Raw genomic sequence first — 16081 nt, 5'->3', positions numbered from 1 at the left:
CCCGCCTTGCCGCTCCCGCGGGAGCGGCTTCAGCCGCGACGCTCTTCTTGCAGCCTGGGCTTATCCCGCGCAGGCTGTACCTTCCGGGATCGACGCGATTGCGTCGTTTCGACTCTCGATCAACGCCGAGATGCCTTGCATGTATATCAAACTCGCCAATCCCCGTGGCTTCTGCGCCGGTGTCGACCGCGCCATCGAGATCGTCAACCGTGCCCTGGAGGTATTCGGTCCGCCGATCTACGTGCGCCATGAAGTGGTGCACAACAAGTTCGTGGTCGAGGACCTGCGCGCCCGTGGCGCGGTGTTCGTCGAGGAGCTGGATCAGGTGCCGGACGATGTCATCGTCATCTTCAGTGCGCACGGTGTTTCCAAGGCGGTGCGCGACGAGGCGGCGAACCGTGGTCTCAAGGTATTCGACGCCACCTGCCCGCTGGTGACCAAGGTGCACATGGAGGTGGTGCGCTACAGCCGTGAAGGTCGCGAGTGCATCCTCATCGGCCACGAAGGCCACCCGGAAGTCGAGGGCACCATGGGCCAGTATGACGCCAGCAACGGTGGCGCCATCTACCTGGTGGAGGACGAGGCGGACGTCGCCGAATTGCAGGTACGCGACCCACAGAACCTGGCGTTCGTGACCCAGACCACCTTGTCGATGGACGATACCAGCAAGGTGATCGACGCCCTGCGCGCCAGGTTCCCTGCCATTGGCGGGCCGCGCAAGGACGACATCTGCTATGCCACGCAGAACCGCCAGGACGCGGTCAAGCAGCTCGCCAGCGAGTGCGATGTGCTGCTGGTGGTCGGCAGCCCGAACAGCTCCAACTCCAATCGCCTGCGCGAACTGGCCGAGCGCATGGGCACGCCGGCCTACCTCATCGACGGCGCCGAAGATCTCAAGTCCGAGTGGTTTGAGGGTGCCGCAGGTGTAGGTATCACCGCCGGTGCCTCCGCCCCGGAAGTCCTGGTGCGCGGCGTGGTGGAACAACTCCGCGCCTGGGGCGCAGAAGGGGAGTGCGAACTGGAAGGGCGGCCGGAGAACGTGACGTTCTCCATGCCGAAGGAGTTGAGGGTGAAGGCGTTGTAACTGCTTGTGCCTGTCAGGATAGGAAAAAGGTCGGCATAGCCGACCTTTTTCATGCCTTAACGTCGCCAGCAGTCGGCAAGGGTGCCGCTAGTTTGTCCCTTTGCGCCTGTGTTGCTGAGGGTCAATGTCCCACAGCTGTCATTTGCCATGGAGCCTTTTGGAGTCGCCTGGAGTATGTAGCTGTTTGCTTTCGGGTTGCTTGCAGCAAACGCTAGATCATAGGTGCCGCCACCATCTTTCGGGGCCTCGGTGAAGGGCAGGTCCGGCGCACTGTTGTCTGCTTTCAAGTATCTGCCGTTGGCGGTGTAGAACCGCTCCATGAACTGTGACAGCTCCATCAGAGCGGCTTGAGCATCGGCCCGCTTGGTCTTGCGAACGTGAGCCTGGTAGGACGGGTAGGCAACGGCGGCAATGATCCCGATGACCGCCACCACGATCATCAGTTCGATCAGGGTGAAACCCGAAGCCTTGCGACCCAGACTGGTGGCGCACGTACGTTTTCCAAACATCAGTTGTTCCTCACTTCACGCCATGAGTGGCGACCAAAACGCTGTGACCCTGCAACAGGAATGCATTGCGGCGTGGCGCCGCTGGAGCCAGCGAAGCATAGCCATTTGTAAAGTGGCGTTACGCCTTTGACAACGCCGTCATCGGTGTCAGAAATGCCCGACCAGGGGATGTTTTCGTTACCGGCACTGTAGGTATCGTCATTGTCCAGCTTGCCGTCTCCGCTCGTATCGAAATAGACATAGTTCAAGCGTGAGCCGCTGGACAGGCTCATCGCCATGATGAAACTCGTGCCTCCGAAGGCGCAGGGGTCGGCCGAAGGTGTCATGGTGGTGAATATCACGCGGTCAGTGCGCAGTGTCGCTTTGGCGATCACACGCTCGCCTTTGGCGCCTGTAGCCCCTGCCCCCTCCAGCCAGCCCAGATCGAGATACCAACCGTTCTGCGTGCTTATCGAGTTGTTTGTAATGGCTCGGACCCGATTGCCATTCACCGTGTCCTCTTTGATCACGGACTGCTTCAGCAGCGTGCTGCGACCGTCGATGGCCGTGCCTCTGTCAATGATGCCGTAGAAACTGTCGACTTTGGGGTTGGTGGGTATTTCGTTATCGCCAGAGCGGTAGAAACTCCCGGTTCCGAAGAACACCATGTGCTCATTCTTGTCGCTGAACGCCGATGACAGCGGTGCAGTAATGGCTTGCCGGTCCCCATTGCCATCTTTCGCTACGAACAGAGGGTCGTTGCCGAGGCTGCTCGGAATGCCCCAACTGGATGGGTTGCTACCCGAAAGGTCAATCCGCCACACATTACCCAGCGTGTCGGCTACATAGACACGATCGGCTACCTGGTTGTAGTCAGTGTCTGATGCAAGAGGGGAGCCCAGGTTGCCAGTTGTCGGTAGTGTGATCTGGCGAATGATGCTGCCGTCCGCCGCATCCAGAATCCAGACTTTGCCATCCTGAGGCGCGTTGTCGTGATAGCCGCTGCTGACAATAACGCCGAATTTCTCATTGGGCAGGGCGACCAACGCGGGCTGGCCCATGGTGTAGCCCATATCGGGATGGCTGAACTCCCACATCACACTGTTGCTGCTCATGCTGCTCGGGTTGGTGACATCCAGGGCGAAAACACTCTTGCCACCTGCGCCAGTGGTGCCAACTACCATGGTCTTCCAGGAGCCACTGATCCATACGTCGGAAACGCGTGGAGTTCCGTCTACATAGTAACGGTGTGAGTATGCCGGATCAGTCAACTCTATGAGGTTGCCGAATACGCTGTTGGGGACATAGGCGAAAAGCTCATCGCCGCCGTTAGTAGCTGCCGTGGTGCCGACCCGCGCATCGAAGCCGTGCAGCATGCCGTCATTCGCCCCCACTATTAGCATGGGCGTACGATTCTTATAGGCGTTCGTGGAGCGGAAACTGGTGTAGGCGCTTCCCACAGCACCATTATTCCAGGCAAGACGAGAGTATCCGAAATCCTGGTTGTGAATGAACTGGGGGTCGGAGTTGATAATGTCGCCTAAACGGCTGCCGCGCTGGCGGAATGGCAGGGTCCGGTTGGTGCTACTGATTTCATTGGTACGATCTCCACGGAGGTAATTCAGGCGAGCCTCGGCGGTAGTGGAGGTGGCCTCTGAGGTCCTTTGCAGCAGTGCCCTTTGAGAGCTTGCAATACTGCTCCAGTCGAAGTTCACGCCATTGGTAGCGATCTGTTCATTAGAGCTACCCGTTGTCGTGGCGGGCGTGACTGTAAACACTTTGCGAGAGGCAACGCTGGCATTATCAAGCTTCTGAGCCGCGCGCCAGGCTTCAGTGCTTTCTACAACGCCATCAGTGCCAACTCGCCGGGCCAGGAGGTCTCCGCTCCAGAAAGTGTTACTCAGGCGCGATTGGAAAACGGCAGTATCCGTTTCCAAGCGTGTGGAGTTGGTGGCCAGAGAGGCGGTTGTACTTTCTACTTCTTTGGATATCTGAGCAAAGGCCTTTCGCAGGCTTTCTACCATGTTGGCGGCGTCGCTTGCGACAAAGAAGTTGTCGGGGCGAGGGTAGTTGGTTGCCAGCATATCGGTGGTGGTGCGCCACCAGTCGGTTTCTAGCGGGGCGGTCCGAGCGTAGGGGTCGCCGAAGTCGTCGGGGACTTTGAAGCCACCATACTTGGCGGCCAGCCAATACTGGTTGCTCGTTCTGCCTGCCAGGGCTTCATTTTCCCGAACGTCCACCCAGTAACTGGAGACCGTTTGCTTTCCTGCCACGTCGGGGCGCAGGTCACGGGTGTTGGCATCGTAGGCAAGGCCTACAATGTATGCGGAGTTACTCCGCCCAGTAAATGGTGTGTTGATTGTTATGCCTTCAAGTGCGGCAACCTTTTGCGTGGCGGTGACGACGTTGATGGTCGAATCACTGCTCACCTCGGCCGGTGTTGCCGGCTCGTCTTGCATGTTCGTGTTGCCGGGAAGGTTCTTGTCTCTGTGGGTGTTGACGTCGCCAATGCCCAGCATGACGTTTTTCTGGCAGGCATATTGAATCGGGTCGTTCCAGTTGGTAATGACCGGAAAGCCATCAGCAAGGGTGTATCGTGTACTGGCGTTACCGGATATGTCCGAGTACGCGGCCACATTTCCTTGATTTTTAAAATAACGCAGGGACGTGTAGACCAACTCGCTGACCGGGTCGATGCTCTTGTGATTCGCGGTGGTCATTTGCCCAAACTTGTTGAGGTAGTTCATGACCCCGCTATCGAGGATGTCTGCGTTTGTCGCGGAGGCAGACGCTGTGTCAGGGTTGCGAATCATCACCCCCGTTACTTCGTCCCACTCTTTCGCAGCGTTGACTTGTGTTCCTGATACACCTGGCGTACGGGTGTTCGGACCAACGAACTTTTGCTGCGCGCGCAGTACGCCACCGTCACGGTAAATCGACGAATCATTCAGGTAACCAAACACACTGTAGCGAATCTGATCCGAATACTGCTGGATCAGCCCCTCGGGCTTGTAACCTTGAGAGTAGCGTTCGCAATTGCTCTCAAGCCCAACGTTTGGATCGCAAACCTTTACTCGAACATAGACCTCGTAGACCCTGTCACTACGGATGCTGTCTGAAGGGTTGTAATCATAGATAGTCCCGCTCCAGTTCCCGCTGTTTGTGAAGCGCAGTCGGTTGCCCAGCCCCGAAACTCGGGTGTTCAGGCTGCTCCAGTTGGCGGGGCCGGCATTCTGTACAGTGCTCGACCCCGAGATGCTTCGATTGCCGGTGCCGTTCTGCCCTGTGTGGCGTGCTTTCTCTAGCCACGTTTCGGTGGGTGTATCTCTAACACGATACCCCCCCGTCAGGGCGCTGCGGAACGGGTCGATTGTTTGAGTCGCCGCCCAATTCAGATAGTTGCCGCTCCAGTCGCTGCCACTGCAGTTGCGCGTGCTGGTCTTGGATACCGGGTAGAAGTGACTGTTGCGACGGTCGCTATTGGCGGAGTCGTGCGAGTACCGATAGCACTTGTCGGAGTCAAAGTAGCCTGTGAATTTTGTCGTGGTGGAGTAGTCGCCAAGGTTGGCCATGCTGAGGATCGTTGGCCATTCCACGGACGGCACCAATGCCAGGTTGCCAGGCACGCTGCCGCCACCAAGCAGCAGGGGCTTCTGCGAAATATCGGCATGCGAGTATGTGCTGGTTATTGCTATGCAAAGTGTCAAAAGAAAGCTTGAACTGGCTTTCAGTGTGTCAAAGGTCGATTGGCGAGAAATCATGTCTTGCACTCCGGTAGCATTAGTCGAGTCGCAAATGTTTACTGCTCGACCAAAAAGGTGGAGCGGAGTTGGGTCTGTGACGTGGGGGCGCTGCTGTCGTTTACGTTGAGTCCGTAACCATCGGACTCAACGCGAACCATTGCGCCTTCGTCATCGATAGGCGCACCTGCTTCGGTGCTGGTTCTGATCTTTGCCAGCAAAGTGATCTTGTATTCAGGGTCTTTGCTGGTGCCGGGGAAGTTGCTATAGGTGGCTGTAACATCTGCGGTTTCCAAGGTGTTCAGCGTGCCGTCTAGAAACTTCTTGGTTACCGCCTCTTCGCCTTTGCGCAAGGCAGCTTCCGAGGCCTGCAGTGACAGGTTGCTGTCTCGCATGTTGCTGGCCATGTTCTCTTGCAGGGCGGTGCCGCGCATGCTGCTCAGGCCAATGATCGTGAGCAGCAACAGCATGATCAGGGCGACGATCAATACGGCGCCGCGTTCGCTTTTCGGAAGGCTGATATGTGATGTTGGGTTCATGGCAGACGATTCCGGATGCCGATCGTTGTAGAAAAGACTTGAGCAAGGCGGCGGTTGGATACTGTGACGTTAGAGCCGTTGAAGGCGACAACCTGATTCTCGGGTACGACATTGGTGTCAGCGCTCACGACCAGGAGTTCAATGCGCACTGATGCCACATTGTCCCAGTTGGTCACTGCGCTGGCATCCACATAGTTGGTGACTTGCTTGTCTATGCCTGCAATGCCGTAGGTTATCTGCATGTCTTGGACCCCTTCCACCAGTTCCTCGGCAATAAAGCCGGAAGTGGTGCCGGAAACTTGCAGGCGCCTACGGGCTAACGAAGGTGGCCGGCCATTGTTGTTTTGTATGTAGTAGATGGCATTTTGAAGCGTCAATATTTCCATTTCACCGGTGTAAGCATGGCTCCAGTATTCTTTGTTTGGGCCGCCAGGAGGGTTCTTGTTTCCCGGCGTTACATTGCCGCCGCTCTGCTGCAAGACATTGGCACTGTTGTCGGCCGTGTTCTGGAATATGTCGCAGCCCAACGCGTCGGAAACGAGCGTGATGGTGCCAGCAGGAATGCCCGTGCCATTGGAGCCACTTTTTGCCTGGTCTACATCCAGATTCGGCTGTCCTGTGGTATTTCCTCCATCCGCAATAAAGTCGCCCAAGCCAGTCGCAAGTTTCAATAGCAGGACATCCGTATTGGCCACTACGCTTTGCCCGCTAAGATGAGAGGGGGCTGAGTTGTTCCAGCCTTGTATAGGATCATTCAAGTCGAAAAGGTTGTCTGAGGTGTCCAGCATGTTGTTGGGCTCGCCCATGCATTGCCCTTTGTAGCCCGCATTGCGAATGTCATAGGTTAAAAAGTCCATCGCAAATCTTCCGCTTTCCTGGACGCGGGAGAGTGCGTTGTTGGTGCTGTAGGTTTGTTTGCTGGACAGGAATATCTGCAGTACGCCTGCGATCAGAAGTAGGCTGAGGGTGATGGCGATCATCAGCTCGACCAGCGAGAGTCCGGACTGGCTGCGTTGGAATGTACGAGTCATATTTCTGTCCGGTAGGTAAAGAGCTGGGGAGAGCCTGCTGCAGCGTTACTTTTTGCGATGCGCCCACGGTCGTCATTCCAGCGGACGTGGATGATGACGATCGAACCGTCTTTTTCTACCTTGCCTGTGCCCTCTGGCAGTTTGAGGGCAAGGTTGTTGAGCCATTCGGCTTTATCCTTTTCTCCACGAGTACCGGTGACAGCGTTGCTGCTGGAGGAGGTCGGGAAGTCGACCAAGTAGGCGTTGGTCAGGGCCTCGGTGCGGTTGGCGCGCATGCGGTCAGCCAGGTCGTAAGCCAGCAAGGTTGCCTGTGACCGTTGGTAGGCGCTGTGGTTGCTCTGGACGCTGGTGACCTGCAAACCGGCCAGGCCGAGCAAACCGATCGAGAGTACGACGATAGCGATCAGCACCTCGATCAACGTGGCACCGTTTTGACGCGGAACTGTGAATGGGGTCATTAGCAGCTGCCTTTCGTTAGGGTCGTGCTTCCGGTGGCGCTGACGGAAAGCGTGCGCTTCTGTTGGCCCGAGCAGGCTGAGTGGGTCACTGTCCAGTTCTGTGCTGAGGCCATGCCATTACTACGGAAGATGATGCCGGTATTGGGGCCGGTAACGACGACACCCTGAACGGGGTCCCAGATCTTGAGGACTTCATTGCCGGCCATCATCAGCCAGCCGCCGGCCCAGTTCGTGCCATTCTCGCACTTGTCTTGATCGGCATTGCTGCGGCAAATGGTGATGTTGGCGCGACGTTTCACGGCCTCGGACCGAGCAAGCTGCAATGCGCCCTGAAGATCATTGGTCAGCGCGGAGAGGCGATTCTCCTGAAGCATATTGCTGAATGACGGTGCAGCGAGACTGATGACCACCGCCAATACGGCGAGAGTGACCATCAGTTCTATCAGGGTGAAAGCTCTGGAATAGTGCATGACCGGTCCTGGAATTATCGACCAGTAGAGCATTGCAGGGCTTTCGTCCAAGATGAAGCCCGCAGGGATATTTGGTCACTTCGTCAGAGCGAACGGCTAATCCCGGCATCTATCTGGATCGGCCCGCTCGCTGGCCTTTGCCCTGCCTGTGATGTTGATCACGATACCGCGAATCGCGAGATCTCCGTCGCAGAGTGTGAAGGTGCCATTGAGGCTGTGAGTCATGCCGTTGGGGCGAAGGCTCAGGTAGGTGCGCTGGCGGAAGTTTGCCCAGTCCCAGCTGTGACGTGGATCGATATCCATGACCTTCAACAGCTGTTCATCTCCGTCAAGCGTTCCGCTTTGGTTCGCGTCAACGAATATCAATAGTTTTCCTCGCCAGCGGCGAGTGCCTGCGCATCTGTCGTCGCCAGAACAGATGCTGACCATCGTGCCTGTGCGGATGGCCATCGCTCTGGCGTAGTTGATGCTGCTGTGGAGCTGGTTGATTTCACTGGTATGCCTGCTGTTCTGTAGCATAGTGCTGAGTGCAGGGGTGATTAAGCCGAGCACGCCGGCGAGAACGCTTAGAGTGATGAGCAACTCGGGCAGGGTTTGGGCGCGTTGTAGACAGAGCATGGCAAGTATCCTTTTGCACAAATGATCTGGGGCCTTCCTGGCCTCTCATCGGTTCTACAGCAAGGCTGGGTATTGTCAAATCGTCGTTCGGTATAAGGGGGCGCAGTGGGGGCTGATGTAGTTGTTGTCGGTGGCGGGGTGATCGGTTTGCTGAGTGCCTGCAACCTGGCGTCGGAGGGAGCCCGGGTGGTTCTGTGTGAGGCGGCCTCGCAGGTCGGGTCGGAATCCTCCTGGGCCGGTGGCGGGATCGTTTCGCCGCTTTACCCCTGGCGCTACAGTGCCGCGGTCACGGCGTTGGCGCACTGGTCGCAGGACTTCTATCCGGGGTTCGGACAGCGCTTGCTGGATGAAACGGGGATCGACCCCGAGGTGCATGTCACGGGTCTGTACTGGCTGGACATGGATGACGAGACCGAGGCGCTGGCGTGGGCCGGGCGTCAGGGACGTCCTCTGCTGTCGCTGGACATCGATCAGGCGTACCGACAGGTGCCGGTGCTGGGGCCGGGGTTCTCCCGCGCCATTCATATGTCGGGTGTGGCCAACGTGCGGAACCCCCGGCTGGTCAAGGCGCTGCGCGCAGCCCTGGCGGCAATGCCCAACGTGGAGGTGCGCGAGCATTGTCCGGTGAGCGGCTTCGTGCACGAAGGCGGACGCGTGCGCGGGGTGACCACCGCTGAGGGTGAGGTGCGTGCCGAACGAGTGGTGCTCGCTGCCGGTGCCTGGAGTGGCGAGCTGCTCGCGACGCTGGGTCTGCGCTTGCCGGTCGAGCCGGTGAAAGGGCAGATGATCCTCTACAAGTGCGCCGAGAGTTTTCTGCCGAGCATGGTGCTGGCCAGGGGGCGTTATGCGATCCCGCGGCGCGACGGGCACGTCCTGGTCGGTAGCACGCTCGAGTACGCAGGTTTCGACAAGACGCCGACCGCTGACGCGCTGGAAAGCCTCAAGGCCTCCGCCGAGGAGCTGCTGCCTGCGCTCAGGGATGCCGAGGTGGTCGGGCATTGGGCGGGGTTGCGACCGGGCTCGCCGGAAGGCATCCCGTTCATCGGCGAACTGGCCTCGCACCCCGGGTTGTGGCTCAACTGCGGGCATTTCCGCAACGGGCTGGTGCTGGCGCCGGCGTCCTGTCAGTTGCTGGCCGACCTGATGCTCGGTCGCGAACCGATCATCGATCCGGCGCCTTATGCGCCTGCCGCGCGCCTGCAGTAGATGAAAGGGCCTGCATGACAACGCAGGCCCGTCTCGTCAGTCGATACCCAGCTTCTTCAGGCGGTAGCGCATCGAGCGGAAGGTCAGGCCCAGGCGCTCCGCCGCTGCCGTGCGGTTCCAGCGGGTTTCCTCCAGGGCCTGCATGATCAGCTTGCGCTCGATTTCCTCGAGGTAGTCCTCGAGGTTGTCGATCTGCGCGAGGCAGGCTTCGCCGACTTCGCCAGTGGGGGCACTGGCGTCGGCCAGGCGCAGGTCGGACGGCCTGATCTGGTCGTCTTCGCACAGTGTGTAGGCGCGCTCGAGCATGTTCTCCAGTTCGCGCACGTTACCGGGAAAACGATAGTTCTTGAGCTTCTCCAGCGCATCGGGTTGCAGCTTGGCTGCGGCCAGTCCGGAGCCCTCCGCCAGGCGCGCGAGCATGACCTCGGCCAGTTGTGCGATATCCTCGCGGCGCTCGCGCAGGGACGGCACGCGCAGCTCGATGACGTTGAGACGGTAGTAGAGATCCTGGCGGAAGCGCCCGGCGGCGACTTCGGCGGCCAGGTCCTTGTGGGTGGCGCAGAGGATGCGTACGTCGACCACCACTTCCTGTTGGCCGCCGACCGCGCGCACGGCCTTTTCCTGAATCGCGCGCAGCAGCTTGACTTGCATCGGCAGCGGCAGGTCCGCTACTTCGTCGAGGAACAGCGTGCCGCCATTGGCGGCCTGGAACAGGCCCTGCTTGTCTTCGATGGCGCCGGTGAAGCTGCCTTTCTTGTGGCCGAAGAATTCGCTTTCCATCAACTCCGAAGGGATCGCGCCACAGTTGACCGGCACGAAGGGGTGCTCCATGCGCGGCCCCTGTTCATGGATCAGGCGCGCGACAAGCTCCTTGCCGCTGCCGGATTCGCCACTGATATAAACTGGCGCCTGGCTGCGCGAGAGTTTCTGAATCTGTTTGCGTAGCGACTTCATCGGTGGCGAGTCGCCCAGCAGGCGGCTGTCGACCGGCGCCTCGTCACCTTCCGGGGAGCGGATGCGCAGCGCGGCGGCGACCAGCTCGCGCAGGCGGGCGAGGTCGACCGGCTTGGTGACGAAGTCGAAGGCGCCGGCCTTGAGGGCGTTGATTGCCGTGTCCAGGCTGCCGTAGGCGGTGATCATCGCCACCGGTACCTGCGGGTGGCGCTGCTGGATGTGCTGCACCAGATCGAGGCCGGTGCCATCCGGCAGGCGCATGTCGGTGAGGCACAGGTCGAAGGGCTCGCGCGCCAGCCACTCGCGCGCCTCCTTGACGTTGCGCGCGCTACGGGTGTCCAGCTTCATCCGTCCGAGGGTGATTTCCAGCAGTTCGCGGATATCGGGTTCGTCGTCGACGATCAGGGCTCTCTGGCGGGTCATGGTCAGCTCAGTTTGCGCGGGTGGGCGAAGGTGATGCGGAAGCAGCTGCCGCCACCCTCGCGAGGTTTGTAGTCGAGGCGGGCCTGATTGCTCTGGCACAGTTCACGGGAAATATACAGGCCGAGCCCGGTTCCCTTGTTCTCGGTGGTGAAGAACGGCTCGAAGATGTGCTGCTCCTGCTCCGCAGAGACGCCGGGGCCATCGTCGAGCACTTCGAGCACCGGCAGGTCGCTCTTCTCGTCGCGGAACAGCTGCAGCCAGACCTGGCCGAGGCGGTGCTGCTGAGCACTATAGCGCAGGCCGTTCTGCACCAGATTGGTCAGTACCTGGGTCAGCTGGTGAGGGTCCATGCGCGTCTGCAGGCTGCCGCCCCGGGTCTCCAGGTGGATCTGTCGGTCGCTTGGCGCCGAGCTGCGGAACTCGCTGGCGAAGCGGTGCAGCCAGTACTTCAGGTCAAGCAACTGCGGTTCGGCCTGGCGCCGGCGCGACAGTTGCAGCACGTTCTCGATCACCAGGTTCATGCGTTTGGAATGATCCTGGATGATCTGCGCCAGGCGCTGATCCGGGCCTTGCAGGTCTTCCGACTCCTGCAGCAACTGCGCGGCGTGGCTGATGGCGCCGAGCGGGTTGCGTATCTCGTGGGCGATGCCTGCCGTCAGACGGCCGAGCGAGGCCAGCTTGAGCTGCTGCGCCTGCTGGGCGATCTGCGAGATATCGTCGAGAAACACCAGGGTGTGCTGCTGCTCGCCGCGTTGCAGGGAGATGAAGCTGGGCTGCAGCACCGGGCCGTCGACCTGTGCCTGCAGGCTGTCCGGGCGCATGCTCGGGTTGTGCAGCCACTGTTGCAGGCGCTTGAGCAGTTCGGGGCAGTGCGGGTCGATGATCTTGCCGCTGAGTTCGCCGCGTCCGAGCAACTGCGTCGCGCCCTGGTTGGCCAGCAGCACCCGGTGCTGGGTGTCCAGGACCAGGATGCCGGTGCGCATGCGCTGGATGATCTGCTCGTTGAGCTCCTCCAGGTTGGCCACGTCGGCTGCGCGCTGCTCGGCGAGGGTCTCGCTCAACTGCAGGCGACGGGTGATGCCCTGGATGAAGAGTGCACCGGCGAAGCACAGCGCACCCAGCGCGCCGGCCTGGACGTATTGGGCGACGGCAACGGGGCGGCTGAGGCTCAGGTAGAAGGTCAGGTAGATCAGCGCCATGGCGGCGACGGCGGCAATCAGCAGGCCGATGCGCCCGCGCAGCAGGATGTTGGCGATCGCCACCGCGACCACCAGCAGGTTGCCGATGCCGCTCGGCGTGCCCCCGGCCGCGTAGAAGAGGCCGGAGAGGAAGATCACGTCGACCAGGGCCAGGCTGAACAGCTGCGCCAGGTGCTTGGGCTTCTGCACCAGCACTGCGATGAAAATGTTCAGGATCAGGTAGGCCCAGCTGCCGGTGCGAAACAGGCCGATGTGCACGACATCCAGCAGTTGTTCGTCGAGGTTGCTGGAGATCAGCAGAACCAGTGCCAGGCCGATGATCAGACGATAGAAATGATAGAGCCGGAGGATGCGTCGCCCCTGGGCTCCATCCTGCATGCCTGCCTCAGCGATCACCGGTACGAGGGCCTTGTTCGAGGTGGCCCTGGCTGCAGTACCACTGCTGGTCCTGGCTCAGCGCCTGAGTCTTGGGAATGTGCACCCCGCAGTGGGCGCAGCGCACCATGGGCGCTGCCGCGTCCTCACGGGACCTGGGTTTCCTGGCGTTGCTGATGAAGCGACGCCAGATCCAGATCCCGGCGAAGATGATGGCGACCCAGAACAGCAGGCGAAACAGGCCCATATCGTGCTCTTTATCCGTTCAAAGCCGCCAGTTTAGCCAAGCTGATGGCATCGGCACAGTGGCAGGGGAGTAGCCTGTGAGCTGTTTCCAGGCAATAAAAAGGGAGGCCATGGCCTCCCTTATCGCATGACCTGTCGGTCAGTCGAACAGGCCGAAGGTCAGGTAGCTCCAGAACGAGCGCTTCTTCTCGGTCTCGCCGGTCTTGGCATCCTGCTGCAGTTCGCTCGGAATCTGCTGTTCGGCTTCTTCATACTGGCGGATGACGTCCTGGCTCGCACGGGTTTCGCCCGGCGGCAGTGGCGTGTCGGTTTCGATCAGGCCGAGGGTCGCCTTGGCCAGCCAGGAACGGTTGTCGGACTCTTCTTCAAGCGGCACGAATTCGCCGCTTTCCAGGCTCGGATGATCCGGGTAGTTGAGCTTGAGGGTTTCCAGGCTGCTGGCGGCCAGGTCGTCCAGGGACAGGCGCTGGTACGCCTCGGTCATGATCGCCAGGCCATCGCCGACCGACGGGGTTTCCTGGAAGTTTTCCACCACGTAGCGACCACGGTTGGCGGCGGCGACGTAGGCCTGACGGGTCAGGTAGTAGTGGGCGACGTGCACTTCGTAGGCGGCCAGCAGGTTGCGCAGGTAGATCATGCGCTGCTTGGCGTCCGGGGCATAGCGGCTGGTCGGGTAGCGGCTGGTGAGCTGGGCGAACTCGTTGTAGGAGTCGCGCGCGGCGCCGGGGTCACGCTTGGTCATGTCCAGCGGCAGGAAGCGCGCCAGCAGGCCGCGGTCCTGGTCGAACGAAGCCAGCCCCTTGAGGTAGTAGGCGTAGTCGACGTTGGCATGCTGCGGGTGCAGGCGAATGAAGCGCTCGGCCGCCGACTTGGCCGCTTCCGGTTCGGCATTCTTGTAGTAGGCGTAGATCAGCTCGAGCTGGGCCTGCTCGGCGTAGCGGCCGAACGGATAGCGCGATTCCAGCGCCTTCAGTTTGGCCGTGGCCTGGGTGTAGCTGCGGTTGTCCAGGTCGGCCTGGGCCTGCTGGTACAGCTCCACCTCGCTGAGGTTTTCATCGACCTCCGGCTGCTTGGAAGAGCAGGCGGCGGTAAGGGCGAGGATGGCGATCAGCAGCAGGTGTTTCACTTGCATGGCGGCTTGCGTCCCTGTGACGGCCGCGCGGCCGTCCTGTTATGATGAACGCCCCCGGAAAACCCTGGGGCAAAGACGCCGTATTTAACCACAAGCCTGTCGCCGAAACCAAAGGCCAGGCTCCCGCCGTTGCCCAAGAGCCTGTTCAACGTTTCGCGAGCTGGAGCAATGCAAGGCGAGGACGCGGAGTTTACGCGCCGTAAATGAGCATCCGAGCCTGTTTTCAACGCAGCAGGGCAGACGCGCAGCAGATTTTTGAACGGTTTCTGAAGATGACCTCTATAGACAAGCAACTGATCCAACTCCAGGCCGTCGTCCCTTTCGAACAGGGCGGCCAACGCCTCGACCAGGTGGCCGCGCAGCTGTTTGGCGAGTACTCGCGCTCGCGCCTTTCCACCTGGATCAAGGAAGGACGCCTGACCGTCGATGGCGCCGTGGCGCGTCCGCGTGACACCGTGCATGCGGGCTCGAGCCTGGTGCTCGATGCCGAGCAGGAAGCGCAGGGCGAGTGGGTGGCTCAGGATATCGAGCTGGATATCGTCTACGAGGACGAGCACCTGCTGGTGATCGACAAGCCAGCAGGGCTGGTGGTGCATCCGGCCGCCGGGCATGCCGATGGCACCTTGCTCAATGCCCTGCTGCATCACGTGCCGGACATCGTCAATGTGCCGCGCGCCGGCATTGTCCATCGTCTGGACAAGGACACCACCGGGCTGATGGTGGTGGCCAAGACGCTGCAGGCGCAGACCAACCTGGTGGAGCAACTGCAGAAGCGTACCGTCAGCCGTATCTACGAGTGCATCAGCGTGGGTGTGATCACCGCGGGTGGCACCATCGATGCCCCCATCGGGCGCAGTTCCAGCCAGCGCCAGCGCATGGCGGTGACCGACGGCGGCAAGCCGGCGATCACCCACTATCGGGTGCTGGAGCGTTACCGTTCGCACACCCATGTGCGGGTCAAGCTGGAAACCGGGCGCACCCACCAGATTCGTGTGCACATGAGCCACGTCGGCTATCCGCTGGTGGGCGACCCGGTCTATGCCGGGCGTTTCCGCATCCCGCCGGCGGCCAGCCCGAGCCTGGTGCAGAGCCTCAAGGAATTTCCCCGCCAGGCCCTGCATGCGCGCTTTCTCGAACTGGATCACCCGGCAACGGGCAAGCGCATGAAGTGGGAGTCGGCGCTGCCGGATGACCTGGTCTGGCTGCTGACCCTGCTGCGCCAGGACCGCGAGGCGTTCGTCGGGTGACGGCCCACGACTGGCTGCGCCCGGACTGGCCGGCGCCCGCCAGCGTGCGGGCCTGTGTCACCACCCGCAATGGCGGTTTCAGCCAGGCGCCGTTCGACAGCCTGAACCTCGGTGATCATGTCGATGACGACCCGGCTGCGGTGCTGGCCAATCGGCGCCATCTGCTCGCAACCCTGGGTTGCCAACCGGCCTGGCTGCGCCAGGTGCATGGCATCGTCGTGGCCGAGGCGGACCCGACAAGGGTCATCGAAGCCGATGGCAACTGGACCGAACAACCTGGTATCGCCTGTACGGCGATGACCGCCGACTGCCTGCCGGCGCTGTTCTGCGACCGCGCCGGTAGCCGGGTTGCCGCGGCCCATGCCGGCTGGCGCGGGCTGGCAGGCGGCGTGCTCGAGGCAACCGTGCAGGCGCTGAACGTCGCACCGCAGGAGTTGCTGGTGTGGCTCGGTCCGGCCATCGGTCCGGCGGCCTTCGAGGTCGGTGGCGAAGTGCGCGACGCCTTCGTGCAGCAGCATGGCGCGGCGGCCGCTGCCTTCGTGCCCGGTGCCAACGCCGGGAAGTTCATGGCCGACATCTATCAGCTGGCGCGCATCCGTCTGGCGGCCATTGGCGTCAACGCGGTGTTCGGTGGCGGGCTGTGCACCTACAACGACGCGCGTTTCTATTCCTATCGCCGCAGCGCCCGCACCGGGCGTTTCGCCTCGCTGATCTGGCTGCAGCCCTGAGCGCAGGGTGGATCGCGCCTTGTCGGTCCAGCAGAACAGCGTTCGTCCAGTCTCATCCGGAAAAAAACTGGCAGAGCGGTCTGTGCGGACCGTAGGAGCGGCTTCAGCCGCGATGCATTTCGCGGCTGAAGCCGCTCCTGCAG

General features: G+C 61.0%; 15 protein-coding genes. 4 read left to right on the top strand and 11 right to left on the bottom strand.

The window, feature by feature from the left end; all coding sequences use genetic code 11:
- The first annotated feature begins 139 nt into the window (after positions 1-139).
- Positions 140-1084, top strand: a complete 945-nt coding sequence (gene ispH, locus EPK82_RS22715) for a 4-hydroxy-3-methylbut-2-enyl diphosphate reductase (protein WP_134678127.1) — start codon at positions 140-142, stop codon at positions 1082-1084.
- A gap of 56 nt (positions 1085-1140) precedes the next feature.
- On the opposite strand, the gene EPK82_RS22710 is transcribed toward ispH, so the two are convergent.
- The 7 genes from EPK82_RS22710 to EPK82_RS22680 all read right to left on the bottom strand — a co-directional run bounded on the left by EPK82_RS22710 (position 1141) and on the right by EPK82_RS22680 (position 8428).
- On the bottom strand, positions 1141-1593 hold the full coding sequence (locus tag EPK82_RS22710; RefSeq protein ID WP_134678126.1) for a type IV pilin protein: 453 nt from the start codon (positions 1591-1593) through the stop codon (positions 1141-1143).
- Positions 1593-5333: a pilus assembly protein gene (locus tag EPK82_RS25070; protein WP_244230090.1), complete on the bottom strand. Its 3741-nt coding sequence runs from the start codon at positions 5331-5333 to the stop codon at positions 1593-1595. The genes EPK82_RS22710 and EPK82_RS25070 overlap by 1 nt, the downstream gene beginning before the upstream one ends.
- A 38-nt stretch (positions 5334-5371) precedes the next feature.
- Positions 5372-5851 (bottom strand): pilus assembly PilX family protein, encoded by a 480-nt coding sequence (locus EPK82_RS22700; protein WP_134678125.1) that lies wholly within the window; start codon positions 5849-5851, stop codon positions 5372-5374.
- Positions 5848-6882 carry a PilW family protein gene (locus EPK82_RS22695; protein WP_134678145.1) on the bottom strand — a complete coding sequence of 345 codons (1035 nt, stop codon included), beginning with the start codon at positions 6880-6882 and terminating at the stop codon, positions 5848-5850. The genes EPK82_RS22700 and EPK82_RS22695 overlap by 4 nt, the downstream gene beginning before the upstream one ends.
- On the bottom strand, positions 6879-7340 hold the full coding sequence (gene pilV / locus EPK82_RS22690; protein WP_134678124.1) for a type IV pilus modification protein PilV: 462 nt from the start codon (positions 7338-7340) through the stop codon (positions 6879-6881). The genes EPK82_RS22695 and pilV overlap by 4 nt, the downstream gene beginning before the upstream one ends.
- Positions 7340-7810 carry a GspH/FimT family pseudopilin gene (locus EPK82_RS22685; protein ID WP_134678123.1) on the bottom strand — a complete coding sequence of 157 codons (471 nt, stop codon included), beginning with the start codon at positions 7808-7810 and terminating at the stop codon, positions 7340-7342. Before EPK82_RS22685 ends, pilV begins: the two co-directional genes overlap by 1 nt.
- A 96-nt stretch (positions 7811-7906) precedes the next feature.
- Entirely contained in the window at positions 7907-8428 is a 522-nt protein-coding gene (locus EPK82_RS22680; RefSeq protein WP_134678122.1) for a GspH/FimT family pseudopilin, read from the bottom strand.
- A gap of 105 nt (positions 8429-8533) precedes the next feature.
- On the opposite strand from EPK82_RS22680, the gene thiO reads away from it, so the two are divergent.
- Positions 8534-9634 (top strand): glycine oxidase ThiO, encoded by a 1101-nt coding sequence (gene thiO, locus EPK82_RS22675; RefSeq protein WP_134678121.1) that lies wholly within the window; start codon positions 8534-8536, stop codon positions 9632-9634.
- Positions 9635-9670: 36 nt separating this feature from the next.
- Here the strand turns inward: thiO and EPK82_RS22670 are convergent, their stop codons facing one another.
- From EPK82_RS22670 to EPK82_RS22655, 4 genes are all read right to left on the bottom strand, one after another.
- Complete coding sequence (locus EPK82_RS22670) at positions 9671-11011, bottom strand: sigma-54-dependent transcriptional regulator (RefSeq protein WP_134678120.1); 1341 nt, start codon at positions 11009-11011, stop codon at positions 9671-9673.
- Positions 11012-11013: 2 nt separating this feature from the next.
- On the bottom strand, positions 11014-12588 hold the full coding sequence (locus tag EPK82_RS22665) for a sensor histidine kinase (protein ID WP_134678119.1): 1575 nt from the start codon (positions 12586-12588) through the stop codon (positions 11014-11016).
- Between the two features lie 7 nt (positions 12589-12595).
- Complete coding sequence (locus tag EPK82_RS22660; RefSeq protein WP_037046756.1) at positions 12596-12832, bottom strand: PP0621 family protein; 237 nt, start codon at positions 12830-12832, stop codon at positions 12596-12598.
- Between the two features lie 138 nt (positions 12833-12970).
- A complete protein-coding gene (locus EPK82_RS22655; protein WP_134678118.1) occupies positions 12971-13963 on the bottom strand; it encodes an outer membrane protein assembly factor BamD in 993 nt (330 codons plus the stop codon).
- Between the two features lie 272 nt (positions 13964-14235).
- Here EPK82_RS22655 and rluD point away from each other — a divergent pair, with 272 nt between their 5' ends.
- Together rluD and pgeF are read left to right on the top strand one after the other, a co-directional pair.
- Positions 14236-15210: a 23S rRNA pseudouridine(1911/1915/1917) synthase RluD gene (gene rluD / locus EPK82_RS22650; RefSeq protein WP_047590232.1), complete on the top strand. Its 975-nt coding sequence runs from the start codon at positions 14236-14238 to the stop codon at positions 15208-15210.
- Positions 15207-15938: a peptidoglycan editing factor PgeF gene (gene pgeF, locus EPK82_RS22645; RefSeq protein WP_134678117.1), complete on the top strand. Its 732-nt coding sequence runs from the start codon at positions 15207-15209 to the stop codon at positions 15936-15938. Before rluD ends, pgeF begins: the two co-directional genes overlap by 4 nt.
- The last annotated feature ends 143 nt before the right edge of the window (positions 15939-16081 follow it).

This window comes from Ectopseudomonas khazarica (genome assembly GCF_004521985.1).
GTDB lineage: Bacteria > Pseudomonadota > Gammaproteobacteria > Pseudomonadales > Pseudomonadaceae > Aquipseudomonas > Aquipseudomonas khazarica.
Note: the sequence above shows the minus strand (reverse complement) of the source record. Positions and strands in the feature narration are given on the sequence as shown.

Coding starts and splice junctions, on each gene's coding strand:
- EPK82_RS22700 (WP_134678125.1), bottom strand. CDS start 5,851: ATGAACCCAACATCACATATCAGCCTTCCGAAAAGCGAACGCGGCGCC.
- EPK82_RS22680 (WP_134678122.1), bottom strand. CDS start 8,428: ATGCTCTGTCTACAACGCGCCCAAACCCTGCCCGAGTTGCTCATCACT.
- EPK82_RS22695 (WP_134678145.1), bottom strand. CDS start 6,882: ATGACTCGTACATTCCAACGCAGCCAGTCCGGACTCTCGCTGGTCGAG.
- ispH (WP_134678127.1), top strand. CDS start 140: ATGTATATCAAACTCGCCAATCCCCGTGGCTTCTGCGCCGGTGTCGAC.
- EPK82_RS22710 (WP_134678126.1), bottom strand. CDS start 1,593: ATGTTTGGAAAACGTACGTGCGCCACCAGTCTGGGTCGCAAGGCTTCG.
- pilV (WP_134678124.1), bottom strand. CDS start 7,340: ATGACCCCATTCACAGTTCCGCGTCAAAACGGTGCCACGTTGATCGAG.
- EPK82_RS22660 (WP_037046756.1), bottom strand. CDS start 12,832: ATGGGCCTGTTTCGCCTGCTGTTCTGGGTCGCCATCATCTTCGCCGGG.
- rluD (WP_047590232.1), top strand. CDS start 14,236: ATGACCTCTATAGACAAGCAACTGATCCAACTCCAGGCCGTCGTCCCT.
- EPK82_RS22665 (WP_134678119.1), bottom strand. CDS start 12,588: ATGCAGGATGGAGCCCAGGGGCGACGCATCCTCCGGCTCTATCATTTC.
- EPK82_RS22655 (WP_134678118.1), bottom strand. CDS start 13,963: ATGCAAGTGAAACACCTGCTGCTGATCGCCATCCTCGCCCTTACCGCC.
- EPK82_RS22670 (WP_134678120.1), bottom strand. CDS start 11,011: ATGACCCGCCAGAGAGCCCTGATCGTCGACGACGAACCCGATATCCGC.
- EPK82_RS25070 (WP_244230090.1), bottom strand. CDS start 5,333: ATGATTTCTCGCCAATCGACCTTTGACACACTGAAAGCCAGTTCAAGC.
- EPK82_RS22685 (WP_134678123.1), bottom strand. CDS start 7,810: ATGCACTATTCCAGAGCTTTCACCCTGATAGAACTGATGGTCACTCTC.